28 protein-coding genes and 1 pseudogene are annotated in these 24747 nt (G+C 67.5%); 23 read left to right on the top strand and 6 right to left on the bottom strand.

Annotated features, from left to right (window positions below; translation table 11 throughout):
- The 3 genes from TSO221_RS36220 to TSO221_RS27865 all read right to left on the bottom strand — a co-directional run.
- Positions 1-230 (bottom strand): hypothetical protein (locus TSO221_RS36220; RefSeq protein WP_211099140.1); only part of this gene is annotated, 230 nt, incomplete at its 3' end.
- Positions 231-461: 231 nt separating this feature from the next.
- Entirely contained in the window at positions 462-1814 is a 1353-nt protein-coding gene (locus TSO221_RS35170) for a hypothetical protein (protein WP_146208927.1), read from the bottom strand.
- Positions 1815-2191: 377 nt separating this feature from the next.
- Positions 2192-3271, bottom strand: a complete 1080-nt coding sequence (locus TSO221_RS27865; RefSeq protein ID WP_158284232.1) for a dsDNA nuclease domain-containing protein — start codon at positions 3269-3271, stop codon at positions 2192-2194.
- 234 nt (positions 3272-3505) lie between these two features.
- On the opposite strand from TSO221_RS27865, the gene TSO221_RS35165 reads away from it, so the two are divergent.
- From TSO221_RS35165 to TSO221_RS27775, 20 genes are all read left to right on the top strand, one after another.
- Complete coding sequence (locus TSO221_RS35165) at positions 3506-3796, top strand: hypothetical protein (protein WP_146208926.1); 291 nt, start codon at positions 3506-3508, stop codon at positions 3794-3796.
- Between the two features lie 278 nt (positions 3797-4074).
- Positions 4075-4326: a helix-turn-helix domain-containing protein gene (locus TSO221_RS27860; RefSeq protein ID WP_109121772.1), complete on the top strand. Its 252-nt coding sequence runs from the start codon at positions 4075-4077 to the stop codon at positions 4324-4326.
- Between the two features lie 9 nt (positions 4327-4335).
- The gene (locus TSO221_RS27855) at positions 4336-5187 is read left to right on the top strand and encodes a replication initiator protein A (RefSeq protein WP_109121771.1); all 852 of its coding nucleotides are present in this window, start codon (positions 4336-4338) and stop codon (positions 5185-5187) included.
- A gap of 211 nt (positions 5188-5398) precedes the next feature.
- The gene (gene parA / locus TSO221_RS27850) at positions 5399-6037 is read left to right on the top strand and encodes a ParA family partition ATPase (RefSeq protein WP_109121770.1); all 639 of its coding nucleotides are present in this window, start codon (positions 5399-5401) and stop codon (positions 6035-6037) included.
- Positions 6034-6273 (top strand): chromosome partitioning protein ParB, encoded by a 240-nt coding sequence (locus TSO221_RS27845; RefSeq protein WP_109121769.1) that lies wholly within the window; start codon positions 6034-6036, stop codon positions 6271-6273. Before parA ends, TSO221_RS27845 begins: the two co-directional genes overlap by 4 nt.
- A complete protein-coding gene (locus TSO221_RS27840; RefSeq protein ID WP_109121768.1) occupies positions 6270-6923 on the top strand; it encodes a division plane positioning ATPase MipZ in 654 nt (217 codons plus the stop codon). Before TSO221_RS27845 ends, TSO221_RS27840 begins: the two co-directional genes overlap by 4 nt.
- 324 nt (positions 6924-7247) lie before the next feature.
- Entirely contained in the window at positions 7248-7991 is a 744-nt protein-coding gene (locus TSO221_RS27835; protein ID WP_109121767.1) for a hypothetical protein, read from the top strand.
- On the top strand, positions 7988-8347 hold the full coding sequence (locus tag TSO221_RS27830) for a hypothetical protein (protein WP_109121766.1): 360 nt from the start codon (positions 7988-7990) through the stop codon (positions 8345-8347). Before TSO221_RS27835 ends, TSO221_RS27830 begins: the two co-directional genes overlap by 4 nt.
- Complete coding sequence (locus TSO221_RS27825; protein ID WP_109121765.1) at positions 8344-9813, top strand: type IV secretory system conjugative DNA transfer family protein; 1470 nt, start codon at positions 8344-8346, stop codon at positions 9811-9813. The genes TSO221_RS27830 and TSO221_RS27825 overlap by 4 nt, the downstream gene beginning before the upstream one ends.
- Positions 9810-10181: a hypothetical protein gene (locus tag TSO221_RS27820; RefSeq protein WP_109121764.1), complete on the top strand. Its 372-nt coding sequence runs from the start codon at positions 9810-9812 to the stop codon at positions 10179-10181. Before TSO221_RS27825 ends, TSO221_RS27820 begins: the two co-directional genes overlap by 4 nt.
- Positions 10178-11215, top strand: a complete 1038-nt coding sequence (locus TSO221_RS27815; RefSeq protein WP_109121763.1) for a CpaF/VirB11 family protein — start codon at positions 10178-10180, stop codon at positions 11213-11215. The genes TSO221_RS27820 and TSO221_RS27815 overlap by 4 nt, the downstream gene beginning before the upstream one ends.
- The gene (locus tag TSO221_RS27810) at positions 11199-11489 is read left to right on the top strand and encodes a hypothetical protein (protein WP_109121762.1); all 291 of its coding nucleotides are present in this window, start codon (positions 11199-11201) and stop codon (positions 11487-11489) included. Before TSO221_RS27815 ends, TSO221_RS27810 begins: the two co-directional genes overlap by 17 nt.
- A 3-nt stretch (positions 11490-11492) precedes the next feature.
- Positions 11493-11825 carry a VirB3 family type IV secretion system protein gene (locus tag TSO221_RS27805; RefSeq protein ID WP_109121761.1) on the top strand — a complete coding sequence of 111 codons (333 nt, stop codon included), beginning with the start codon at positions 11493-11495 and terminating at the stop codon, positions 11823-11825.
- A 3-nt stretch (positions 11826-11828) separates the two neighbouring features.
- Positions 11829-14300: a conjugal transfer protein TrbE gene (locus TSO221_RS27800; protein WP_109121760.1), complete on the top strand. Its 2472-nt coding sequence runs from the start codon at positions 11829-11831 to the stop codon at positions 14298-14300.
- Entirely contained in the window at positions 14297-15202 is a 906-nt protein-coding gene (locus TSO221_RS27795) for a hypothetical protein (RefSeq protein WP_109121759.1), read from the top strand. The genes TSO221_RS27800 and TSO221_RS27795 overlap by 4 nt, the downstream gene beginning before the upstream one ends.
- Positions 15203-15205: 3 nt before the next feature.
- Entirely contained in the window at positions 15206-15382 is a 177-nt protein-coding gene (locus TSO221_RS36120) for a hypothetical protein (protein WP_199229659.1), read from the top strand.
- 5 nt (positions 15383-15387) lie between these two features.
- A complete protein-coding gene (locus TSO221_RS27790) occupies positions 15388-16695 on the top strand; it encodes a type IV secretion system protein (protein ID WP_109121758.1) in 1308 nt (435 codons plus the stop codon).
- 6 nt (positions 16696-16701) lie between these two features.
- A complete protein-coding gene (locus TSO221_RS27785; protein WP_109121757.1) occupies positions 16702-17472 on the top strand; it encodes a hypothetical protein in 771 nt (256 codons plus the stop codon).
- Positions 17469-18428, top strand: a complete 960-nt coding sequence (locus tag TSO221_RS27780; protein ID WP_109121756.1) for a TrbG/VirB9 family P-type conjugative transfer protein — start codon at positions 17469-17471, stop codon at positions 18426-18428. The genes TSO221_RS27785 and TSO221_RS27780 overlap by 4 nt, the downstream gene beginning before the upstream one ends.
- On the top strand, positions 18425-19417 hold the full coding sequence (locus TSO221_RS27775; protein ID WP_109121755.1) for a TrbI/VirB10 family protein: 993 nt from the start codon (positions 18425-18427) through the stop codon (positions 19415-19417). The genes TSO221_RS27780 and TSO221_RS27775 overlap by 4 nt, the downstream gene beginning before the upstream one ends.
- A gap of 223 nt (positions 19418-19640) precedes the next feature.
- On the opposite strand, the gene TSO221_RS27770 is transcribed toward TSO221_RS27775, so the two are convergent.
- The 3 genes and pseudogenes from TSO221_RS27770 to TSO221_RS27755 all read right to left on the bottom strand — a co-directional run bounded on the left by TSO221_RS27770 (position 19641) and on the right by TSO221_RS27755 (position 21773).
- Positions 19641-19940, bottom strand: a complete 300-nt coding sequence (locus TSO221_RS27770; protein ID WP_282187840.1) for a molybdopterin cofactor-binding domain-containing protein — start codon at positions 19938-19940, stop codon at positions 19641-19643.
- Positions 19938-20504: pseudogene (locus TSO221_RS27765) on the bottom strand (FAD binding domain-containing protein); the annotation flags it as partial. The pseudogene TSO221_RS27765 and the gene TSO221_RS27770, both read right to left, overlap by 3 nt.
- A gap of 207 nt (positions 20505-20711) precedes the next feature.
- The gene (locus TSO221_RS27755) at positions 20712-21773 is read right to left on the bottom strand and encodes a putative zinc-binding peptidase (protein WP_109121754.1); all 1062 of its coding nucleotides are present in this window, start codon (positions 21771-21773) and stop codon (positions 20712-20714) included.
- Between the two features lie 413 nt (positions 21774-22186).
- On the opposite strand from TSO221_RS27755, the gene TSO221_RS27750 reads away from it, so the two are divergent.
- The 3 genes from TSO221_RS27750 to TSO221_RS27740 all read left to right on the top strand — a co-directional run bounded on the left by TSO221_RS27750 (position 22187) and on the right by TSO221_RS27740 (position 24627).
- The gene (locus TSO221_RS27750; protein WP_109121753.1) at positions 22187-22450 is read left to right on the top strand and encodes a hypothetical protein; all 264 of its coding nucleotides are present in this window, start codon (positions 22187-22189) and stop codon (positions 22448-22450) included.
- 74 nt (positions 22451-22524) lie between these two features.
- Complete coding sequence (locus tag TSO221_RS27745) at positions 22525-22737, top strand: hypothetical protein (RefSeq protein WP_109121752.1); 213 nt, start codon at positions 22525-22527, stop codon at positions 22735-22737.
- Between the two features lie 15 nt (positions 22738-22752).
- A complete protein-coding gene (locus TSO221_RS27740; RefSeq protein ID WP_146208925.1) occupies positions 22753-24627 on the top strand; it encodes an AI-2E family transporter in 1875 nt (624 codons plus the stop codon).
- The last annotated feature ends 120 nt before the right edge of the window (positions 24628-24747 follow it).

Genomic DNA, 24747 nt, shown 5'->3' with positions numbered 1-24747 from the left:
CCGCGACCTGTTGCGGCGACGGATCCCGCTGTAGATTTGATGTAAGCTTGCGGGAACGGGAAGCCAGTCCCGGTCTGTTGGCATGTCAGCTTTGCGCCGATAGTGTTGAAAAACTCCCGGACCTCGCGGGGCGAGAAATTTTCCATCTCAGTGAGGCGGTATTGCGCAATGATGTGCTCTAAATCCCTGATGGAAAGACTTATTGCTGCGGAAAAACCGCTGCGAAGCACTCACTTGGGAGTTTTTCAACACTATCCGCCAGGAGCTGACCTTTGCGATGGTCCTCCAGTGCGGATTCCGATGAAGCCGGCCGGGGTTTCCGATTTGAAGGCGGTCCAAGGTTCTGACGCGATCACTCGCATGGGCCGGGACGCACCCCGCGGCCCGGTGCGCCTCGCGCATAGAGCCTGCCCCCGGCAGGAGCCGGGGAGCGCCGCAACCATACCGTCATTGCGCTCCCGTCAGATTAAATCAATCAGAGGACGCATATAAGTGAATACGGACTCGTATTCATCCGCCTGAAGAAGTCGGTCCTTGTGGGACAGGGTAATTGTATCTCCCGCATGGGGAACATCATGGAGCGAGACTGTCCCAAGGATAAGTTGCGAGTCTTTTGGCTGTTCTCCAAAAATAAGCCGGAAAGCCGCCTCGGCATTCTTATCGTCGAGATCTTCCTGCTTCGGGGAATCGATAATGATGGGGCAGGCACAGGATGAAGAGAATTCGAACAGAGTATGGAGAAATGCATAGATATAAGCCAGTAGTGCGCGAGGGCGATTGCTGCCAGTTGCCTTAATTTTGCAATCAATCCGCTCAACGCTCTTGACGCTGACCGTTGTCACATTCAGATCTTGAAGAAATTTGGCTATCTTCATAAAATAAAATTTTTCTATAAATTCCTGACGTTCCTTGTCAAGGAAGGGTTTCAGGCGCGCCTCCAAATCTTCTATACGACGCCTAATCTTATCGATCTTGCTCGTAAGGCTGTCGATCTCACCCCGCATGAGGATGTAGGCTTTCTTTTCCCCTTCGGCGTCGATAACATCCTTAAGCTTTAGCTTTCCACGCTTTTGCGCCATTAATAGGTTTATCTTGGAAAGCCGGAAGTCTGCTTTTTTGAGGGCCTCTTGCTGGCGAGAAATATCGCGCGACAGTCTATCCAGTTGCGTAACCGCATCTGCGATGAATTTGCGGCAGGCTTCGCGGTCTTCAAGGAGTGAAAACCTGTGAAAGAAAGAATTATCATGATCGGTACCGCAGGTCGGGCAGCGAATTGTAGAGCTGCGCTGATCGAGAATGAAGCGATAATCCCTATCAAATTCCCCGAGAGCGGTTCTGGTGATGTTGAGTTGGTCATCCAGCAATGTTCTCTGATTGGAGAGATTCGAGAGCTTCTCGGTAATTGTTGTGCGCCGTTCCTGAAGGCCGGAAAGCTCCTGAAGCAGTTCCTTGATGGCCTTCTGGTAGGCGTGATGGTCAATGTCGATTGCCGCATGTTTGCGGCGTTCCTGAATGCGAGAGAGCGCCCCTTGCACGATATTCCGCTCGTTCTCAAGAGCTGACTTGGCCTGCTTTTCGACATTCAGCGCGGCGTTGATCTCGAAATATGCATTGGGACGGATGCCGGAATGAAACATAATGACAGCAGGCTTCCAGTCTTCATATTGGCCGAGATTGTCAAATGAGGACCATTGGCTGCGCCACCCGTAATCTTGGTCAATGTAGAAAGGCAGGAAACAATAAGCGGGCGGCGGGACATCGGGTGCTCCGGCGCGATTGGTGAGGACGAGACTGAAATCAAGGATATCCGCCATGAAGGGTGCCAATTCCTTCGAGACATCCGTCGTCTTCAAGAGGATATTGCGATTTGCATCGAAAATTAGAAATAGCGTACCCGTTCGCAAAATACTGTATGGCTTCTCATCAATGGTAAATTCGAGAAGGCCAAAGACGTTTGCCTTCTTCCAGCCCGGATTAACGATGGCTGGCTCTGCCCCCAGGCACCAGTAGATTGATTTGATCAGAGATGACTTGCCAACGTCATTTGCTCACTTGATCACCGTCACGTTGGGGTGAAATGGCGCCTTCTTCGCGGCCTTTTCGGTCATTGACAGGAGATACAATGCCTTTAAGCGCAATTTTTTCATGTTGCTTCTTCCTGAGATGCCTAACCAGCATCTTGTATTGCTCTTCACTTCTCATGGTATGCCTGGAATTCATAGAGGACGCCGGCATAGATATAGCTATCTGACAGGTGCGGCACGGCGCGGCGAACAGACTCATGGACGATATTTGACACGTCTGTCATGATCTCCTCCATGGATGCCTCCTGATTCGTCTCCAAATACGAGTCGAGAACGCTTCGGATCGTCGATCGCAATTCGTGAAGGCCCACATCGGTGACCTTGAAGCGATCCGTCTCGTACTTCTCCCATTGTTGCCGGATGATCCGCAATCTTGCCGGAGAGAGGAATGGCGCAATCAGTGGCTGCACATCGGACCAGGGCGGTTTCCTTTGATTGGCAAGCTTGAGACCTTCTATCCATCCATCCATATCGGAACGGCGGATGAATTTCGCCGTGAGAAGCTGCTCAAACGATGTGATGTCGTCCATGTTTTTTGAGCGATCACAACAGTGATCGAGAAGTGCGAGCCGGAACCCGTCATGACCTGAGGCAAGCATCCCGCATGTGTTTTGGACAAATTCCAATACGCGGCCCTTCAGAAAGGTTTCATATTTCTCAAGGGAAAAATCCGTCTTATGGAAATGGAAAAGCTCACCATCCGCATCACAGGCGACCCTCGGAAACTCGTTTTTCAAAGCGGTGATAAACATCACATAGTCTGACGCCTGCGTTTCGCAAAACTTGCAGGGATATGGCTTCGATATAAATATGGCGGGCGCGTTACTCACAAATCCGAGATGGTCTGTCTCGTCGGGAAACTTAACCTTGTTTGCAAGCATTTTGCCAATAACCGAGGGTTTAGTTCCATTTTTACCTTTTTCTCGACGCGTGAGTTCATCGATGGTCCAGAATCCAGCTTTTTTTGTCTTCACCTGAAAGAAACAAACCTTCGGTGCGCCAGCGGCGTAGACAATGACGAAGACATCATCATGGAATTCAAATGCGATATTGTAATCGATCCCCTGCTCATGGAGGTCGAGCAAATGGGTAATGCTCCAGTGCGCTTGAAAATCGAATCGGTCTTGCGCGAGACTTCCTGCCTTTTCGCGCTGTGGTGTGGTAACGAGCTTCTCTATGAGGTCCACAACCGCTCCTGGGGCAGAAGCCGACAACAACATAGATATATTTTTCTCATAAGTATGCGGCAATCACCATTGAAATCATGATTAAAGTAGGAGCATGCATACTGGCGTATTCAACAAGCAATCTGTGTTTTTACTCTGCATAGAGCGTGCACGGTGCTTGGTCTCTTTGGACGCCATCGCCCGCCCTCACCAAATGCGCGATCAGGGACGGCCGACGGGGACGGTCCGTCGCTCATGACGTCCACGCTGGCGTCGTTCGAAGAATGGCTTCGCAGGCTCATTCAGTGCTTCGACGCCCCGACCGACAGCCAGATTGTCCGCTTCAAATACGCCACCGAATGTCTGTCATTGGCGGATAGTGTTGAAAAACTCCCTGGCGAGTGCTTCGTAGCCGATTTCACGCAACAATGCGTCGCTCTGCCAGAGCCCGAAGCGATATCACTGTCCGATATGATCAGGGCAAGACGGAAAATTTCTCGTTCCGCCGGACCGGGGAGTTTTTCAACACTATCGGCGCAAAGCTGACGGTCACTCCGTCCGGAAAGAGGTCGATCCGGAAATCCGGATTGCCGCTGATCCGGCAGCATGACGCTGTTCTCCAGGCAAGATTATTGTCCAATACGCCTTGTACCAGCCCTTGAAAGGCGCCGACGTCAAGCACTTTCAAGGTGTTAAGCGTGCCCCGCCGGGGGACTCGCCCCCACAAAGTCTTTCCCCTCCCTGATCATCGTTCGCCTCCGCCACCGTGCTCTATGACGCGCCCCTCTGTCCCCGGGGCGCCCGCAGCACACGGAGACGGACGAATGGACGATAAGACCGGCGGCCTTCCGCCGCGCTTTCTGCGCACGCCTGAGGCGGCGCGCTTCCTCAGCCTGTCCGGCCGGACGCTGGAGAAGCATCGCGTCTACGGCACCGGCCCGCGCTACCGCAAGATCGGCGGCCGGGTGGTCTACGCCGTCGAGGACCTGAAGAGCTGGGCTGACCAGGGTCTGCGCACCTCCACCTCCGATCCCGGCGCTGGCACCGTGCGGCCCGCCCGCCCGGCGCGCCGCTGAAGCTGTCCCATGGACGGGGGTTTCCGCGCCGGCGACCGGCAGATGCAGCTCGACCTGTTCGTGGCGCTGCCCGGCGACATGGCGGTGCGCGACCAGCAGGACCTGATGGCGCACCCGTTCTTCTCGCTCGCCAAGTCGAAGCGCACCGCCCCCATCGACTACGCCGCGGGCGACACCCGCATCCGCGTCGAGGGCACGGCCGAGCACGGCCTCGCCACCATCTGGGACGCCGACGTGCTGATCTGGGCGGCCAGCCAGCTCGTCGAGGCCCGCGACGCCGGCCTGCGCACCGCGCGCCTGCTCAGCGCGACGCCGCACCAGATCCTCACCTTCACCGGGCGCGGCACCTCGCTGCGCGACTACCAGCGCCTGCGCGCCGCTCTCGACCGGCTGCAGGCGACCACGGTGGTCACCAACCTGCGCCAGCCCGACCTGCGGCGCCGGCACCGCTTCTCCTGGATCAACGAGTGGAAGGAGCGGACCGACGCCGCTGGCCGGCCGCTGGGGCTGGAGCTGATCCTGCCGGACTGGTTCTACCAGGGCGTCCTTGCCGACGCCTTCGTGCTGACCATCGGGCGGGAGTACTTCGGCCTCACCGGCGGCATCGAGCGCTGGCTGTACCGCTTGGCCCGCAAGCACGCCGGCCGCCAGGCCGAGGGCTGGGCCTTCGACTTCCGCCACCTGCACGCCAAGTCGGGCAGCCTCGCCCGCTTCGCCAACTTCGCCATCGACCTGCGCGCGATCGCCCGGCGCCAGCGGCTGCCGGGCTACCGGCTGGCCGTCGAGCGCCGGCCGGACGGCAGCGAACGGTTGCGCTTCGCGCCGCAGACTTATCCACAGACACGGGGGATAAACCGGTGACACCGCTCGTGCTATCGGGTGTGCAAACGCTCGTGCCATCGGGTGCACGGCACTCGTGCTATCGGGTGCACGGACACCATCCAAGCCCTTGGTATACATGGCCGATTCGCGCCCTTAACGTATCTAACGGAGACTCTAAAGAGTCTTTGTTGATGGGGCAGCGGAATCATGGGGACGGGCGGTACGCCGTCCGATTCCGGAGGGCGGCGTCATGATCGTGGCGCTGCTCAACCAGAAGGGCGGCGTCGGCAAGACGACGCTCGCCACGCACCTCGCCGCCGAGCTGGCACGTCCGGGCCACCGGGTCCTGCTCATCGACGCCGATCCCCAGGGCTCCGCCCTCGACTGGTCCGTGCAGCGCGACCGCGAGGGACTCCCCCGGCTGTTCGCTATGACCGGGCTGGCCCGCGAGACGCTGCACCGCGAGGTGCCGGAGCTGGCCCGCGGCTATGAGCACGTCGTCATCGACGGGCCGCCGCGCGTCACCGGCCTCGTTCGCTCGGCGCTGCTGGCCGCCGACCTCGTGCTGATCCCGGTGCAGCCGAGCCCCTACGACGCCTGGGCGTCGGCCGAGCTGCTGCGCCTGCTCGACGACGCCCGCGGCTGGAAGCCCGGCCTGGAGGCGCGCTTCGTCCTCAACCGCTGCATCGCCCGCACGCTGCTGCTGCGCGACGCCCGCCGGGAACTCGCCGGCACGGTGCCGCCGGCCCTGGCCATGACGGTGGGGCAGCGCGTCGTCTTCGCCCGCTGCGCCCGCACCGGCCGGCTGGCGGCCGAGGAGGCGCCCGGATCACAGGCCGCCCGCGAGATGGCGGCGCTCGCCGCCGAAGTGCGGGGGACGGCGCGATGAACGGTGGGCGGATCGGCTTCGGGACGCGTCCCGGCACCCCCGACACCTGGGTGCGCCACGGCGATGAGCCGGCCACCCCCAAGGCGGACCTCTACACCGCGCGGCTCACGGTGGACATCACGCCGGAGTTGCGCGGGCGGATCAGGATCGCCGCCTTCCGCCGCGGCGTGACCATGGCGGTGCTGCTGCGCGAGCTGCTGGACGGCGCCTTTCCCGAGGAGGGCAGTTCCTCATGATCGTGGCACTTGTGAACCAGGCCCACGGCGCCGGGCGGACGACGCTGGCCGTGCATCTCGCCGGCGAGCTGGCGCTGCAAGGCAAGCGGGTGGCGCTGCTCGACACCGACCAGCGCTCCGGTGCCCTGGAATGGGCCGAATGCCGGCGGCGCAACGACCTGCCGGCGCTGTTCGAGACCATCGGCATCGCCAGCCCGCACCTGCGTTGCGGCGTCTGGGGCCTGCACGCCCGCTTCGACCACGTGATCATCGACACCCCGGCGGCGTCCACTCCGGCCCTGCGTGCGGCGCTGCTGGCGGCGGACACCGTGCTGGTGCCGACGCATCCCGAACGGGACGCTGTGGGGCGCTGCGCCGCCACCATGCAGTTGGTGGTCGAGGCGCTGGCGGTCGAGCCGGTCCTGACGGCGTCGGTGGTCCTGACGCATGCCCCCGCGGGCCTGGAGATCGAGCCGGGCACCGAAATGACCGTCTGTGGCCTGCGTCTGCCCGTGGCCGCCGCGGTGGTGGGCGAACGGATGAGCTTCGCCTTGAGCCGGGGCACCGGGCTGCTGGTGCAGGAGATCGACTTTGTCGGGCCGGCCGAGGTCGATGTCCGGCGGCTGGTCGATGAGGTGTTCGGCCGCGGCCGGGCGGGGAAACCGGACTGAGCGAGGCGGTTCCGGGACCGGGCGTGGCGTGGCGTGGCGTGGCGTAGGAACGGCGGCAAAGACAGGCGCCCGGCAGCCACCGGAAAGAATAGACAGCGGCTGTTTGGGAAGTAAGAAGGGCCATTCAGCAAGATAAAAGAGCGTCTACAGCGTCGTTTCGTCCCGTTACAGATCAACAGCTTATCTGTATTCCAGAAATGCTTGGGAATGCAGGCGCATTCAACGCGCCGATCCTCTTAACTCATCCGAGACGTTGAGAAAGAGCGGCGCGCGGCTCAACGATGATCATGCCGGATTTGCGTCCGGTGATCTGTGGGGTGGAGCATGGGAAAGCGGTTCGGCCTGTTCGGCGGCATCCTCGACGACGACGGCTTCAAGGCGCGCATGAAGGCGCTGGCCGACCGCGGCGGCCGCCTCGCCCGCGCCTACACCCGCCGGCCGATGCAGAAGGTCCGCGTCAAGGGCGCGCCGCCGCAGGCCGGCCCCTACGCCCGTCCGGTGATGGTCAAGGTGCTCTACCACGATCGTGCCCGCGGGGCTTACCCGAACACCGTCTCGGCGTTGGCCAACTACCTCGCCAAGGAGGGGCCGCTGTTCGACCGCGACCGACTGGGCATCGACACCGCCGAGATCGTGGACGCCTGGTCGGCCGACCGCCGGGTGTTCCACCTCATCGTCAGCCCCAACGACGGCCACCGTATCGACGACATGGTGTCCTACGGCCGCGACGTCGTCGCCGCCTGGGAGCGCCGGGTCGGTCCCCTGGAGTGGGTGGCCTCGGTCGAGCGCAAGCCCGACATGGCCCACCCCGACGGTAACCAGCACCTGCACATCATGGTGCGCGGCGTCCAGCACGACCGCGACCTCCACCTCGACCCGGACGTCGTCTCGCGCTGGCTGCGCCACGACGCCGTCGAGGTGACCACCGACCGCCTCGGCTACATGACCGAGCGTGAGCGCCGCGATTTCGACCGCCAGCTCGTCGAGATGCAGCGCCTGCGCGAGCAGCAGCGCGGCCGCGAGGCCGGGCGCGACGACCTCCACGATCTCGGAGGGCGCGAGCTGTGACCGCTTCCATCCGCCGCGGCGCAACCCTGCTGCTGGTCTGGCTTACCGCCGTCTTCGCCATCACCGAGCTGACCGGCTGGCTGTTCGGCTGGCCGGCCGTCTTCGGCGGGTGGCGCGTCGGCCCGATCGCCCTGTACGGACCCGGCCAGTTCCTCGGCTGGCGCGGGCTGCTGGCCCCCGGCCATCGCTGGATCGTCGATGGTGCCACCGTAGTGTCGGGCCTCTGCGCGCTGGCGCTGGCCGCCCGCGTCGCCCTCGACCTGCGTGGGACCCGCCGGCCGGGCTTCGGCACCGGCCGCTGGGCCGACCGCGCCACCGTGCGCCGCAGTGGCCTGCTGGGAGGGGGGCGGCGATGACCGATCGCTCCTCCGTCATTCTCGGCGCCTACGGCCGCGACCTGCTGCACGAGCGCACCATGCAGCCGGTGCTGGTGATCGGCCCGACCGGTTCGGGCAAGACCACCACCACCGTGCACCCGACCCTGCTGGCATCCTGGGACGAAAGCGCGGTGGTCTGGGACTTCAAGGGCTCGGTCACCGAGGACACCAGCCGCGCCCGCACCCGCTTCGGCGACGTCATCGTCCTCGACCTCGCCCGGTCGGGCGGTCCCCGCTACAACCCACTGATGGCGGTGCGGCCGGAACCGTACCTCGTCCCCGACTGCCAGCACGCCGCCCGCGTCCTCACCGAGGGCGAGCAGGAGGGGCACTGGCGCAACGCCGCCTTCTCCTACCTCACCGGCGTCTTCGTCTTCCTGTTGACCGCCGCAGCCGATTCCAAGAAGTCGCTGGCCGGTGCCCGCCGGCACATCCTGCTCGGCGACGACGGGCTCAAGCTGATGCTGGCCGAGGGCATCCACCCGACCGCCCAGCGCGCCGCCCAGGAGCTGTGGGACAAGAGCCTGGCGTTGGCCGAGGAGCGCGGCACCGGCGAGGGCGAGGGGAAGGGACGGCCGGGCGGCGGGTCCACTCCGCCCGACAAGAGCCTGCACTACCGCAAGTCGGTCTATGTCACCGCCTCGGTGCTGCTCGCCGAGTTCGAGGATTCCGTCCTGGAGGAGCAGACCGCCGCCAGCGACTTCTCGATTGCCGACCTCGTGGCCGGCGAGCGGCCGGTCACTCTCTACATCGTCGCCCGCCCGCTCGACGCCCGCCGCCTGCGCCGGGTGTTCAAGCTGATCCTGACGCAGATGGTGGACTTCCTCACCATCGACCGGGATCTCGCCGACGACGGCCGGGCGCGGCGCTGGCGGCTGCTGGTGGTGCTCGACGAGTTCCTGCAATTCCATCTCCGCGAGGCGGCGGAGTGGATCAAGTACGTCCGCGAGTACGGTATCCGCCTGCTGCTGCTGGCCCAGAGCCTGTGGGAGGTGGAGGAGGAGTACGGCCGCGGCCTCACCGCCAACTGCCGGCTGGTGGTCTTCCGCCCCAACTCGTCGGACGAGGCCGAGCGCATCAGCCGCATGGTCGGCGAGGCCATCGAGGAGGTGCCGACCCGCTCGACCTCCAAGGGGCTGCTCGACCTCTTCCCCACCGTCAGCCGCGGCGTGCGGGTGGACCGCCGGCCGGTGCTGCCGATGCACGAGGCGCTGGAGATGGGCGGGGACGACCTGATCGTCTTCGGCTACGGCAAGCCGATCCGCGCCACCCGCCTGCACCCCTACGCCGATCCGCACTGGCGCCCGCTCTACGGCCGCGCCGCGGCGGCCTGGACTCCCAAGCCAGACGCCAACCGCTGGTTCGGCACCGCCGACCCGGCCCCCGAGGGCGATGCGCCCGCGGTGCCCCGGCGTCCCGGCAAACCCCCGAGGCTCTGGACATGACGGATACCCCCGACACCACCGCCACCCGCCCGGTCTCCGCCCGCGTGCCGGCGCTGCTGGCCGACCAGATCGCCCTGGTCCAGACCCGCCAGGGGCTGCGCACGCTGAGCGACGCGGTGATCCACGTGCTCGACAAGGGGCTCGACGCCATCGCCCACGAGCGGGCGAAGACCGAGCGGCTGGAGGCCACCGTCGCCCGCATCGACGACCTGCTGATCACCGTGGTCGCGGTCCTCAACCTCGTGCACGACCTCGACCCGGCGGACGTGGCCGCGACCAAGGCGGCGATCCTGGAACAGCTCGGCCACCCCCGCCGCACGGTGCCCAGCGTGCGCGACGGCTTCCACCCGAAGGAGGCCGGGGCATGACCGAACTGGTGGTGATCGACGAGCCGGCGCGCCGCGAGATGCTGCTGCTCGCCCTGCGCCGGCTGATGGACGGGCTGTTCGGCGACCTGCTGTCCCGCGAGGACGTCGCCAACGTCCTGGTGCTGCCGCCGTTGCGCGGGCAGGGGACCTGCCGGGTGCTGGTCAAGAACGGCCCGTCGCCGGAGTTCGTGCGCGAGGCCGAGCCCGATCAGGTGCGCCGCTTCCTCGCCTACGTCGCCGGCTTCCAGCGCAAGGAGCTGCGCCGCGACCGCCCGACCCTCGACGTCACCCTGCCGGAGACCGGCGAGCGCATCCACGCCGACATCGAACCGGTCACCACCGGCCCGGCCTGCTCGATCCGCAAGCCCTACCGCGGCCGCATCACCCTCGACGACTGGGTGCGGTCCGGCGCCGCGACAACACTCCAGGCGCGGCTCCTCCGCCGGCTGATCGACGGGCGCCGCACGGTGGTGATCGCCGGCGACGTGGACACCGGCAAGACGACGCTGCTGCGCGCCTGCCTGGAGGAACCGGCCTTCCGCACTGGGCTGCCGGCGGTGCTTCAGGACCCCTACGAGTTCGAACCGCCGTGCCCCTTTGCCTACGCCATGGTCGCCGACCCGTGGGCCGATCCGCCGGTCACCCTGGAGACGCTGGTCGCCAACGCCCTGCGCGTGCCGATGACGCACCTGGTGCTCGGCGAGGTGCGCCGGGCCGAGGCGCGGCAGATGGTGGTCGGCTGGACCACCGGGCATCCGGGGCTGTGCACCGTGCACGCCGGCTCGGCCTGGGACGCGCTCGACCGCATTGCCCAGATGGTCGGCCTCGGCGGCGTCGCCATGGACGCCCTGCAGATACGCTGGATCGCCAAGGCGGTGCACGCGGTGGTGCACCTCGCCCGGGACGGCAGCGGCCGGCGCTTCGTCAACGAGATCGTCCGGGTCGAGCGCTTCGACCCGGAGCACGGGTTCGTCCTCCGCCCGCTGGGGGCGGGGGAGCTTGACGGTGGAGGTGAGCATGCGGAGCTTGCGTGACGCGCGCCGGGGAGTGGCCCTGGCGCTGGTGCTGGCGTGGACGGCGATGCCGGCGCACGCCCAGGTGATCGCCAATCTCGGCGCCGAACTGCTGTCCTGGCAGGCGGTGTTCGACGCCAACTTCGTGCCGATCGCGGTGACCGCCGGCCTGCTGCTGGCGCTGGTCGCGGCGATGTTCTCCCGCATCGCCGGCGTGGTGGTGTTCGTCTTCACCGTGGCCGGCGCCGCCGCCTACGGGGCGCGCGACGCCATCATCGCGCTGGCGGGGGGCTGAGGCATGGACACCCCGCTGCCGCTGCCGTCGCTCCCCGAGGGCTGGGAGAAGCCGGTGCGCCGCACCTCGGTGCGGCCGACCAAGATGCCGCTTGGCGTGCCGATGGAGCTGCTGGCTATCGCCGTCTGGCTGGCCGCGGAGCTGTGGCTGGCGCTGGGCGCCATCCCCCAGGCGGTGGCGGGATTCCTGCTGGTCTTCCTGACGGCGCGCTACCTGACGCGCCGCGATCCCTGGTGGCTGGAGATCGTCCGCCAGAACGCCTCGGCCTGGCTGCTGCGGGCGTTGCGCACCGGCGGCCGGTCGCTGTCCCTGTCCTCCTACCGCGCCCCGAGGTGAGGTATGCTCGACCTGACCGCCTTCGACGACGGCTTCGATTCCCTGTCCCGGCACCTGCCGTGGGACTGCTTCGTCTGGCCCGGCGTGGTGCTGCTGGAGGAGGACGGCGCGCTGATGGCCGTGGTCGAATACGGCGGTCGCGACCAGGACGGCCAGGACCCGGCCGAGCGGATGCAGACGGCGCTCGCCGCCGGCAACGTCCTGTTCCCCTTCACCGGCGGCTGGACCTTCCATTTCGAGATGCAGCGGCGCGAGGCCGGCGGCTACCCGCGTTCCACCGGGGCACACCCGGTGTCCGAGTTGATCGATCGGGAGCGGCGTGACCGCCTCGACGACGCCGGCCGGCAGCTTCGCACCCGCACCTTCGTGGCGATCACGTACACGCCGTCCCGGCCGGCCACCCGCACGGTGGCCTCCTGGTTCACCCGCAACCCGCCGGAACGCGCCCGGCCGGATGTCATGCGCGATCACGTCGAGCCCTTCCGGCAATTGATGCTCCAGTTCGCCTCCCTGCTCGGCCGCGCCGTCGGGTGGGCCAGGATGCTGGACGACGACGGCGTGCAGACCCTGCTGCACAACTGCGTCTCGCCCCTGTACCAGCGTCACGTCACCGCCCCCGACCTTCCCGGTTTCCCAATCAAGGCCAATCTGGTGGACGTCGGCTTCAAGCCCGGCTCGTTCCCGGCCTGGAGCAACGGCGGGACGGAATGGCCGGTCCGGATAATCGGCATCGGTGGCTACCCCAAGGTCAGCCACCCCGGCCTGCTCAACGCGCTGGACACGCTGCCGTTCGAGTTCCGCTGGTCGGTGCGCTTCGAGGCGATGGACCACGTCCAGGCGCGCGGCGTCTTCGCCGCCCTGTGGCGCAAGCACGACGACACCTCCTACGACTGGCGTTCGGTGCTGCTGCGCGCCGTCGGCGGCTACGCCGCGCTGCGCCACGACCCGGTCGGCGTCATGGAGGCGCTGGAGGCCGAGGCCGCCCGGTTGGAGGCCGAACAGGCCGGCACCAGCTCGGGCTGGATGACCCCAACCGCCGTGCTGTGGGGCCGTTCGATCGAGGAGGTCGAGGAGCGCCGGGACGAGTTGGTCAAGGCGCTGCGCACGCTGGGCTTCACCGTCATCGAGGAGACCTGGGGGGCGGAGCGGGCGTGGTACGGCACGCTGCCCGGCCATGTGCGGCCGAACCCGCGCAAGGTGCCGCTGACCCAGGTCCAGCTCGCCGACTTCCTGATCCTGTCGTCGGCCTGGGGCGGGCCGGAGCGCAACCCGCACCTCAAATGCGATCCGCTGATGCAGGTCGAGGCCGAGGGCGGAACCCCGTTGATGGTCGACATCCACCAGGGGCAGGACGGGGCGGCGCTGGTGATCGGCCCGCCGCGCACCGGCAAGTCCACCGTCTTGGCCTTCATGGGCCACCAGTTCCTCGCTCGGGTGCCGAATGGGCGCGTGGTGTGGATCGACGTCGATGCCACCGAGAGCACGTCGCTGGTGGCGACCTGGACGGCCGGCGGGGAGTTCCTGTCCATGGGTTCCGGCGACGGCGCGCTGGGCGACCTTGCCTTACAGCCGCTGGTCGACGTCGGCACCCCCAACGGCTTCGCCTGGGGCCACAGCTTCGTCATGGACCTGCTGCGCCTCCAGGGCGTGCTGGCGCCGGGCAACCTCTCGGCGGCCGAAGCCGGCGACGCGGTGGATGCGGCGCTGCACTTGCTGGCCGTCTCGCCGCTGTTCGAACGCACGCTGTCGCACCTCGCCCATCTGGTGCAGGACAACATCGTCCGCATCGCGCTGGAGCCCTATTGCCGCGGCGGCCCCTACGGCGACCTCGTCGATGCGGCGGAGGACCGTTTCCTCGGCTCCGCCTGGACCACGGTGGACATCGGCGCGCTGATCGACCGCGGCCCCGGCGCCGCCCCGGTGATCAAGGCGCTGTTCCGCCGCTTCTACCGGCTGTTCGAGGACGGCCGGCCGACCCTGTTCCTGGTGGACGAGGCGTTCAAGGCGCTGAAGCACCAGCCGGCCGAACTGGACGAGCTGCGCCGGCGCGGGCCGAAGAAGAACGTCGCCCTGGTGCTCGCCACCCACCAGCTCGACGACATCGAGGGCTCGGCCATCGCGGCGATGCTGAAGACCATCCAGGTCCTGGTGCTGCTCGCCGACCCCAACGCCGCCAAGCGGAGCATCCTGCGCGACTGGGGGCTGAACGCCACCCAGGCCGGCCAGGTCGCCCGCGCCATGCCGCGCCGCGACCTCTTCTTCAAGACGCCCGAGGGCAGCCGGCTGGGGCAGCTGACCCTCGATCCGGCGGCGCTTGCCGTCTGCGGCTGCGGCGGGGCCGCCCACAAGCGCCGGGCCTTCGAGCTGAGGACCGAGGTGGGATCACAGCGCTTCGCCGCGGAATGGCTGCGCCGCAACGGCCTGAAGGAGGCCGCCGACACCCTGGAGACACCCCATGAAGGAGACTCCCCATGAAGACCAGCACCCTGCGCGCCGCCACGGCGGCGCTCGCCCTCACGGTCGGCCTGACCGCCAGCCCGCCTCCGGCCCACGCCTTCCTGGGCGGACTGCTCAACAGCTTCTTCGGCGGTGGTGGCGGAGGCGGCTGCTTCTCCGAGGAGGGCGACGGGCTGTTCGGCACCGCGCTGTCCGCCGTCGCCGGCTACGTCACCGGCGGTCCGGTCGGCGCCGCCGTGGGGGCTGGCTCCAGCCTGATGGGGAACGGCGGCTCCCAGGCGCCCGGCTGCCCCATCGTGGAGAGCAGGCCGCGCATCGTCGAAGAGATGGTGCAGCGCCAGGAAGTCGAGATCATCGCCCAGACCGCGCACATGCTCACCCAGATCGACAACATGATCCGCATGCGCGCTCTGTCCGACCTCGACACCCGTGTGGAGGTCGCCGTCCGGCTCGGCGACGCCCGCCGTGCCGCCGGCTTGGTGGACCGGGTGCTGTGGAGCCTGGACGGCGTCGGGCAGCAGTTCGCCGACCTCTACCCCGACATGCTGCCCGAGGGAATGAGCGCCACGGCTCTGGCGGAACACCAAGCCGAGCAGGCGCGGCTTGCGCGCGACGCCAGCCGGGCCAGCAAGCTGGTCTCGGCCGACGTCATGACCGGCATCGAGGACTACCCGGCCCGCGCCCGGGCGCTGATGACGGCGCTGAAGGCGTGCGACGGCCAGACCTGCGCCATCGACGCCGGCACCCAGGCGACGCTGCTCAACGCCGAGGTCGCCGGCCAGCTCCTGATGATGCAGGCGGCCCACCACCGGGCGGCGGAAGCCCAGCTCGACTACGAGCAGGCCGCCGTCGAGCGCGCCCGCCAGCACACCCGCATCAACTGGCAGGGCCTCGACACCTACGGCGCACCGGGGAGCTGAGCCATGGGACTCCGGCACATTCTTCTCGCCCTTGGCGCGATACTCCTCGTCAGCATCATCGGCGCCGTGGCCCTGGTGCTGTACGTCCGCTCCGACGACGGGGCGTCCGCCCTGGAACGGCTGGAGCGCAGCAACCCGGCTTGGAAAGGCATCGGCACGTACATCACGCCGGGAAGGTGACCGCCATGGACGTCAGCGCCCTCTCCGTCGTCCTGCACCAGCTTACCGCCGCCGTGGTCACCGGCCTCGGCCTGCTCGGGCCGGACGTGCAGACCGCCCTGCGCCTGCTGATGATGCTCTCCTACACGTTGGCGCTGCTGCTCTGGCTGTTTGAGGGCAAGGCGGCGGTGCACGGCCCCTTCCTGCGCATGCTGCTGAAGTTCGCCGCCATCGGCGCCCTGGTCGAGTGGTTCCCGGCTGGCTCGGCGGCGCTGATGCAGGCCGCCGCCCAGCAGGGATTGAACCTCGTGCCGGGCGGCGGCTTCTCCCTCGACGACCCCGGCTACATCGCCCACCTCGGCATCCAGGCGGTGATCCCGCTGATGCAGCGCGTCAAGGAGATGCTGGGGCCGGTCGATTTCTTCCTGAACTTCGTCGAGATCGTCATCTTCCTGCTGGCCGCCCTGGTGGTGATCGTCAGCTTCTGCATCCTGGCCATCCAGGTGTTCCTCGCTTTCCTGGAATACCGCCTGCTGTCGCTGGCCGCCTACCTTGCCATTCCCTTCGCCGTGCTCGGTCCCACCAGCTTCGTCGCCGAGCGCGCCATCGGCTACATCGCCGCCACCGCGCTCAAGCTGCTGGTGCTCGGCTGCGTCATCGCCATGTGCAGCGCTACCCTGCTGGCGCTGACCTTCGCCGGCACGCCGACGCTGGCCCAGGCGTTCGGGGTGGCGGTGCTGGCGGCGGCGATCTTCGTGCTGGCGATCAAGGCGCCGCGCGCCGCCGCCGGCCTGGTCAACGGTGGCCCGGTGATGGACGGCATGACGGCGCTGGCCGCGCTGTGGACCGCCGGCTGGCTCGGCATGCGCAGCATGGCCGGAGCGGCGGCGGCCACCACCGGGGCGCCCGGCAGCCTCGCTGTCGGCGCCTCGGCGGTGTGGAGCGGCCTGCGCCACACCGCCACCGGCGCGACCGCGTCCGTCGGCAGCACCGGTGGCGGCGCTGGTGGTGGGACCGGCGGTGGTTCCGCCGGCGCCGCGGCTGGGCGCCGCTACCCGGCCGGCCGCTTCGGTGGCTCCCGGGCCTCGGCCCCACGGGGCAGCGGCTGGGACAAACCGATGACCGACGCCCAGCGCGGCGAACTCGACCGCCTCGCCGCCGGCCGCACCGTCGACCCCAATCTCACCCGCGGGCAGGCCAGCCGGCTCATCGAACGCTGGGGCGGCGAAGAGTCGTGGCTGCGCCGCACCGCCTCCAATCCGACCGAGCGGCCGCAGGACCCGCCGGGCAAGCCGTCCGGCCCGGCCCGCCCGGCCGGCGACAAGGGAGACTGACCCGTCATGAAGGAGCGCGTCGTCAACGTCTACGACCCGCCGGTGGCGGCCGTGCCCGACAGCGCGAAGTACCTCGCCGCCATGACCTACCGCGCCAGCCGTGAGGCCAAGGCGCTGCGGCTGAAGCGCTGGACCTTCGCCCTGGCGGCACTCGGCCTGTCCTGGGGCTCGCTGATGACCTGGGACAACCTGCGCATCGCCGGCCAGCTGATGGAGATCGCCCGGTACAAGCCGGTCTACCGCGTCGAGCAGGCGATGGATGGCCACCAGTGCCTGGTGCTGCTCGACAACACCATCACCGTGACCAAGGGCGCCCGGATCAACGCCGTCCAGTGGTTCGTCCGCTGGCAGCGCCAGATCGGCACCGACCCGGTGATGCTGGCCAGGGACCGCGCCGCCGCCCGCGCCCGGCTGACCGGCGGCGCCGAGCGCAAGTGGGACGCCCTGCTGGCGGCCGACCTCGCCCCGGCCGAGGGCTGGACCCGCGACGTCGCCGACATCCGTGTCCAGGAGCGCGAGGCCGATCCGAAGACCGGCACCTCCGCCTTCTACGTGGTGTGGACCGAGACGGTGTACCGGGACTTCAAGCCGCGCTCGAAGACACTGATGAGCGCTGCCGTGGTCACCGTGGACGGCCCCTCGCGCGACGGTGCGCTCGACGGCGTCTCGATCTCCGGCTTCTCCGAGCCCAGCGGCACCCCGCTGAAGGCCGAGGCCAAGGAGCCGCTCAAAGCCCACCCCATCCCCCAGTCCGAGACGATGGAGCCCCAGCCATGAGACTCCCGGTTTCCCTGCTGGCGCTGCCACTGCTCGCCGCCTGCGCCACTGAGCCGCCCTCGGCGCCGGCCGCCGGCCCCGCCGCCTCGCAGCGCCCCTACACCCTGGCCGACCTGCACATCCCGCCGACGGCGATGGAGCGCGAGCCGAAGGAGAAGGCCGGGCCGCGGCCATCGCGGGCGCAGACCCGCAGTTGGGTGGGGCAGGCCAACGAGGCGGCCCTCGACCTGCCGACGCTGACCTGCTTCAAAGGCAAGAGCTGCGAGTACTGGTACCAGCCCGACCTGCAATACCTCGTCTACATGGCCGAGGGGAACCAGACCCTGGTCTGCCTGAAGCCCGGCGAGGTGGTGCGCGACATCGTCGCCCCCGGCGCCCAGGTGTGGATCCCGCACCAGCCCTACAGCTTCGGCAAAGGGCCGCAGCGCACCGAGTGCATCGCCTTCATGCCCCGCCGCGCCGGCCTCAACCAGCAGATCTCCCTCTTCACCAGCGAGCGCAAGTACGACCTCAACGTCGAGACTCACAAGCGCACCCACCATGTCGAGGTGCGCTGGCGCTATCCCGAGGACTATCTCGCCACCCTGAACGGTCAGGCGATCGCGCTTCCTGCCGCAGCCGGAGGCGACTGGCGGGACCGCACCACCGAACTGGCGTACCGGGACCGCCGCTGCACCTACACGCTCGACGGCGACACGCCCGAATGGCGGCCGGTGCCGACCCCCGACAGCCAGCCGGCGGTGTGCGACGACGGCGAGGTGACGGTGATCAACTTCACTCCCGGCGCCCTCGGCGCCTACGGCGCGCCGATCCTCTGGCGCATCGGCGCCGACGGCACCCGCATCCCCGTCCAGTACGGCCGGATGAACGCCACCTACCGCGTCGCCGGCATCCACGACCACCTGCTGCTGGCGACCGGCGCGCAGGAGGTGCACATCCGGAGGACTCGCCCGTGACCAACGACACCGAACATCTGCCGCCTGATCCACTGGCACGGCATCGGGTGGTGACTTCCGGTCCGCACGTCGTCCGCATCCTGCTGGTGGCGGCCGTCGTGATCGGGCTCGGGCTGGCCGCCTACATGCTGGGCCGCAGCCAGGGGGCCGGCGGATTGCCGAAGCTGTCGGCCGCCCTCGGTCCGACCCAGCTGGAACCGCGGCTGCCCAGCTACGAGGATATGGCGCCCAAGCCGGCACCGGCACCGGCGCCCCGCATCGAGAAGAAGGAGCCGCCGCCTCCACCGCCTCGGTCGCAGGCCAAGGCGCCCCCGAAGGAGGACGAGCTGCGCAAGAAGGCGATGGAGGCCGGCGTCGGCGGCTGGAGCCGCAAGGAGGAGGGCATGACCGTCGCCTCCGCCCACGCCGGAACGTCGGATTTCGCCGCGGCCGGCTCCGACTGCCTCGTGCCGCCGGGCACGCCGATCCCCTTGCTGACGGTGAACCGGGTGGTGACCGAGCGCGGCGGCATCGTCACCGCGCGGGTAACGCAGGACGTCTGGGACGCCGGCTTCTCCTGTCTGGCGGTGCCCGCCGGCTCGGTGGTGACGCTGGACGTGGGCAGCGGCGTCAGCAAGGGGCAGAAGCGCATCGAGGTGGCCAACCCGGTGATCACCCGCCCCTGGCCGCGCAACGACACGGTGCGTGTCGCTGCAATCGGAGCGGACATCACCGGCGCGGCGGGGCTGGCCGGGTCGGTGCAGGTGCCGTGGCTCCAGACCGGGCTGCTGATCGCCGCCAGCACGGCGGTGGACGTCGCGGCGGCGGCGCTGACCGGGGGCGGCAGCCTGATCGGCGGCATCCTCGGGCACAGCATCGACCGCCCGCTCGACAAGGCCGCAAAGGACCTGCTCGACCGGGCGCCCGTCATCACCCTGGATGCCGGTGAGTCCGTGCTGCTGTTGCTGCGCGGCGGTCTGAAGGCCGACGACTTTGGCCGGGCTCGCTGAGCGGCTGTTCGATTACCGGCGCCGGTTGTGCATCACACCTCCGGCATCCGGTCCAGCAGCTTGTCGAGCGTGACCGAGTAATCGCGCACGCGCACGGATCCAGGCCGAGCTTCTCCGTCATCTCGTCCATGGCGATCTCCAGCGCCATCAGGCCCGGCGCCTCGCCTGGCGCGCGCATCGCGTTGCCTTCCGGCGGGTCGAGGGTGGGCGAGCCGCGGGGCGGTCAGGCGGTTGGCGCCGGCGTAGGGCAGCTTGGTCTGGTCCATCGCGGTCTCGGGCTTGCCGCCGGACAGGTTGCCGGACCAGCTCTCGTGCGCGATGGCGGTGATCTGGCCGTCCGGGGTGGCGCCGATGCGGATGCGCTGGATCGTGGCGGGCCGGTGGGGGTGTTGTTCATCATCAGGGGCCGCTGGAGAGCCACCTTGACCGGCCGCCCGGCCGGCCGCGCGCCCAGCGCGGCGAGCAGCGTGTCGGCCCGCAGGAACAGCTTGCCGCCGAACCCGCCGCCGATGAAGGGCGAGATGAGGCTGGTCCGCGTCGCACCGTCCGGCCGCACCGTCTCCACCGTGGCGTCCAGGGCGCGCATCGCCACCGCCATGTCGCTGGGATGGGTGGCGATGCAGGCCTCGCCGCCGACGATGACGGCGAGCTGGCGGCTGTACCCGCCGATGGCGGCGCAGCCGCTGCCAGGCTGGCGTTTGTTGCAGGGCTGGTTGGTGTCGTAGAAATAGGGGCAACGGGTGCGCTGGAGCAGGTTGCCCGCCGTCGTTGCCTTGTTGCGCAGCTGGCCGGACGCCCCGGCGAGCAGCGCGTGGGACAGCACGCCGTAGTCGCGCCGCACGCGCGGGTCGGCGGCGAGGTCGGTGTTGCGCACCAGCGCGCCGATGCGCAGGCCGCTATCCGGCGTCGGCTAGATGGTGTCGAGCGTCAGGCCGTTGACGTCGATCAGATGCACCGGCGTCTCGATCTCCAGCTTCATCAGGTCGAGCAGGTTGGTGCCGCCCGCGATGAAGCGGGCGCCCCGGTTGCGCTCGGCGGCCGCGGCGGCCGTGGGGGAGGTCGCGCGCTCGTAGGTAAAGGGCTTCATGCCTCCCTCCGCGCGACTTCCGTGATCGCATCGACAACATTGAAATAAGCGCCGCAGCGGCGGATGTTGCCGCTCAAGGGCGTACATAAACCGGAATCCCACTCTCAAGAAGGTGGATCGGCGATACGTTTGTTAGAGAATATTTAACCATAAATAGGGAGGTGTTTCGGTACCCGCGCCCAACCGGGACCGCGACGCCATGGACCGTCAGGAATAGACGAGGCCATGGACGAAGCGCAGCTTTCCCATCACCGTCGGGGCCAGGACGAACGGATAGAGGTCGGGCAGGCCCATGCTGTGGTTCAGGCTGTTGATCCCGTAGGTCAATGGCAGCCAAGCTCGGATCAGGAGGTCGAAGTCGCGTTGGCGACAGGGGTCGAAATCGATGTCCATGGTCAGGGCCGGATCGGTTCCCATCCGGGGCCGGACGCGCAGGCCGAACTCGTATGCCGTCTCCAACGTGTCCACGATGTGCAGATAATGCGCCCAGGTCTCGGCGAAGTCCTCCCAGGGGTGGGTGCTGGCATAGGCGCTGACGAAGCGCTGCCGCCAGTCGGCCGGAGGCCCCTGTGCGTAATGCGCGTCCAGACTTGCCCGATAGTCCTGGCGTTCGTCGCCGAACAGGCCGCGGAACGCCGGAAGCCACGGTCCGGCATGGACCAGCCGCTCCCAGTAATAGTGCCCGACCTCGTGGCGGAAGTGTCCGAGCAGCGTACGGTATGACTCCGCCATGTCCTGCCGGTGACGCTCCCGCTCGGCATCGTCGGCCTCGACGATGTCGATGGTGATCAGGCCGGCCGCGTGACCCGTGACGATCTGCGCGTGGTCGCGGATCGTCTCCTCCGGGGCGGCAAGAAAATCGAAGGCGAGCCCCGCGTGCGGATCGTCGAACCGGCTCGCCAGGGGCAGGCCGAGCCTCAACAGCCCATAGACGAGACGGTGCTTGGCGGTTTCCAGGCGTTGCCAGCGCACCCGGTTTTCCCATCGGCCGAGGTCGGGAATCGTGCGGTTGAGGCGGCAGGCCCGGCAGAACGCGTCGGGGCTCCCGTCCGGAACCAGCCAGTTGCAGACGTCATGGAGGGCGTTGGCGCAGAACCGCGACGGTTGGTCGGGGGCGGCTAGAGGATTCCAGCGATCGCCCTCCAGCGGCACGACGGCGCTCAGGAGCACACGGTCGGGAAGGTAACCGAGACGATGACCGCAGCGTTCGCACCGGGTGTTCGCGAAATACACCATCTGGCCGCAGTGCTGGCAGTGAAAGACTTTCATCGGCGGGGTCGGCTCCCTTCGCGCATCGGCGCACTCCGGTCTGTCCGAAAAAAACAAGCGGGAACACCAGGAATTGGGGCGTCCATATACCGATGCACCCGAAATAATCTCTTGCCTGCCATTAAACAATGGGCTGCAGACTTCCATATTCATTGCACCGATGGCGCGTTCGGAAGCGCTTTTTTGCATGCGCCTTCTTGCTGTGGAGCAACGCCGTGAAACCGTACAGCCCGAAGTCACTGAAATGGTACGCTGATCTGATGTTCTTGATCCCCGTTGGGATCATCGTGGCGATGATCGCGTGGACCATTTTTCGCGAGTTCGGTTATTAGACAGGACGGCTGTCTGTCCCCTTCCTATGGACCTTCCCGTCTTAAGACCGGGTTTGTCCGACTGTGCATGGAGAATGTGCCATGGCCACGCTGAAACTGAAGGCGTTCGGTCCAAGCGGCGATCACGCGGCAGGGGCGGTGGACCGTTACAGCTTGTGTTACGTGTTGAATGGGGACTGCTACTACGAAGGGCATGCCCGGATGTTCGAGATCGAACGCCGCGTTTCAGCCTTGGCAGCGGCAGGAGCGACGGAGTTTTCGCTGCTGGAGGTTGATGGGATCGAAATCGCCACCCATGACGATCTCATCCACCGCATGGGAATTGCCGCCCCGGCCGAACTTTGAAACTGCGATGTGCGCGGATGTTTTCGTTTGATGGCTTTCCGTTTTTGTCCATTTGAGCAAAAACGAGGTGCAGGATGATTGCGCACGACGCCATCGAGGTGTTGGTCGGACGCCTTTCGGAACTCGTTCGGCAGTATGGCCTGGATACCAATCGTCGCGGCCCATCCGGCGACAAGGCCCTTGCCAGCCGGATCGACACGTTGATGTCGGCTGTCCGTGGTCTCCAAAACCACGTCGATCAACGCCGCGAGGAACGCGCCTCCCCGCTCGACGGCAGGGAATGGTGAGAGAGGCCTGACACCGTGGCATCGACCGTCGCCAATCCCTCCGATCGTCGCGGGGGCGTCGTCGCTCCGGCGGGGCCCCCGACCTCGGTGATCACGCTGATCGTCGCCGTGGCCGCGGCGATGGTCGCGCTGTATTTCGGCCGGGCGGTGTTCCAGCCGCTGGCGCTCGCCATCCTCTTCAGCTTCGCTCTGGCGCCGATCATCAAGCGGCTTCAGCGCTGGAGCGTGCCGAAGACCCCGGCCGTCATCGCCGTCACGCTGCTGGTCTTCCTCGTCCTCGGTGGCGTCGCGGCCGTCGTCTCGCTGCAGGTCGTCGACCTTGCCCGCAAGATCCCGGAATACGAGCAGAACCTGCTCGACAAGATCGGCAGCGTGCGCGACGCCGCTCCCGAAGGCGGGCTGCTGCGGCGCATGACCAACCTGGGCAACGACCTGCGGAAGGCCATTGCCAAGGCGTCGGACGGATCCGCCGGCGCGCCCGCCACCCAGCCGAAGCCCGTCGCCGTCGAGGTTCAGGAGACCTCCTCGCCGCTCGCGATTATCGGCGAGTACGCCGGTCCGATCCTGGGGCCGCTGGCGTCGGCCGGCATCGTCATCGTCTTCACGGTCTTCATCCTCCTGCAACGGGAAGACCTGCGCAACCGCCTGATCCGGCTGGCCGGGTCGGCCGACCTGCAACGCACGACCACGGCCATCGACGATGGCGTCAGCCGGCTGAGCCGCTATCTGCTGGCGCAGTTCGCCCTCAACGCGGCGTTCGGGACGGTGATCGGACTCGGCCTGTGGACGGTCGGGCTGCCCAATCCCCTGCTGTGGGGCATCATCGCCGGGTTGATGCGGTTCGTTCCGTTCATCGGCTCGTTCATCGCCGCGAGCCTGCCCATCATGGTGGCGCTGGCGGTGTCGCCCGGCTGGACGGTGCCGCTGCTGACGCTGGCCATCTTCGTCGTGCTGGAGATGGTGGCGGGGAATGTGGTCGAGCCCTGGCTCTACGGATCGAGCACCGGGTTGTCGCCGCTGTCCGTGCTGGTCGCCGCGGTCTTCTGGACGATGATCTGGGGGCCGGTGGGCCTGCTGCTGGCGACGCCGCTCACCGTCTGTCTGGTGGTGCTCGGCCGGCACGTGCCGCAGCTCCACTTCATGGAGGTGATCCTGGGCGACCGTCCGGCGCTGTCGCCGGAAACCCGGCTCTACCAGCGCATGCTGGCCGGCGACGCGGTCGAGGCCATCGCCATCTGCGAGGCGGAAGGGGAAGGGCAGCCCCTGTTCCACGTCTACGAGATGGTGGTCGTTCCGGCGCTACGCCTCGCCGAAGAGGACCGGCGGGCCGGCGGCATGCCGCGCGAAACCCGCGTCTCCATCGCCGAGGTGACCGGAGAGATCGTCGAGGCGCTCACTGATCCTCCCGAGGCACCGGGCCCGCCGAACGGCGACACCCCGCAGCCGGAGGGCGTGGTGTCCCTGCTGCGCCGCAAGGGCGGCGTCCTCTGCCTGCCGGCCTTCAGCGAGATCGACGCCGCCGCGGCCACCGTGCTGGCGCATCTACTGCGCCTCGAAGGGCTGATGGCCGAGGCGCGCCCCCTGGTCCGCCGCATGGAAAGTCTGTCGAGGGAGGGGGTGTACGGCGTCTGTCTGGTCGGAATGACGCTCAGCCCGGCGCAGAGCCAGCGCCTTGTCCGCCGCGTTCGCGGGCATTTCGGCGTCGGCACGCGGGTTGTCGTGGCGATCCTGGGTGACCGGGCCGACATGCCCCCGAACGCGGCGGACGGCGGGGCGTTCATCACTGTGGCGACGCTGGCCGCGGCCGTCGAGGCGGTCAGGGCGGACGCCATGCTCCCGGTGGTTCCGGCCGGAGCCGGCCCGCGGGACGGCCGTGCGGCCGTCCCATAAGGCCGCCGGCCGGCGGTTACGGCCGGTGTGGCGCGCGGCGCGGGTTCGCGAGGAAGAAGCGCAGCATCTCCCGCGTGGCGTCCGGCCCGCGCGGATCGGTGTAGGTGCCGGCCGGGCTGC

Source organism: Azospirillum sp. TSO22-1 (assembly GCF_003116015.1).
Taxonomy (GTDB): domain Bacteria; phylum Pseudomonadota; class Alphaproteobacteria; order Azospirillales; family Azospirillaceae; genus Azospirillum.
The sequence above is the reverse complement of the archived record's forward strand: the minus strand, read 5'-3'. Positions and strand labels throughout refer to the sequence as shown.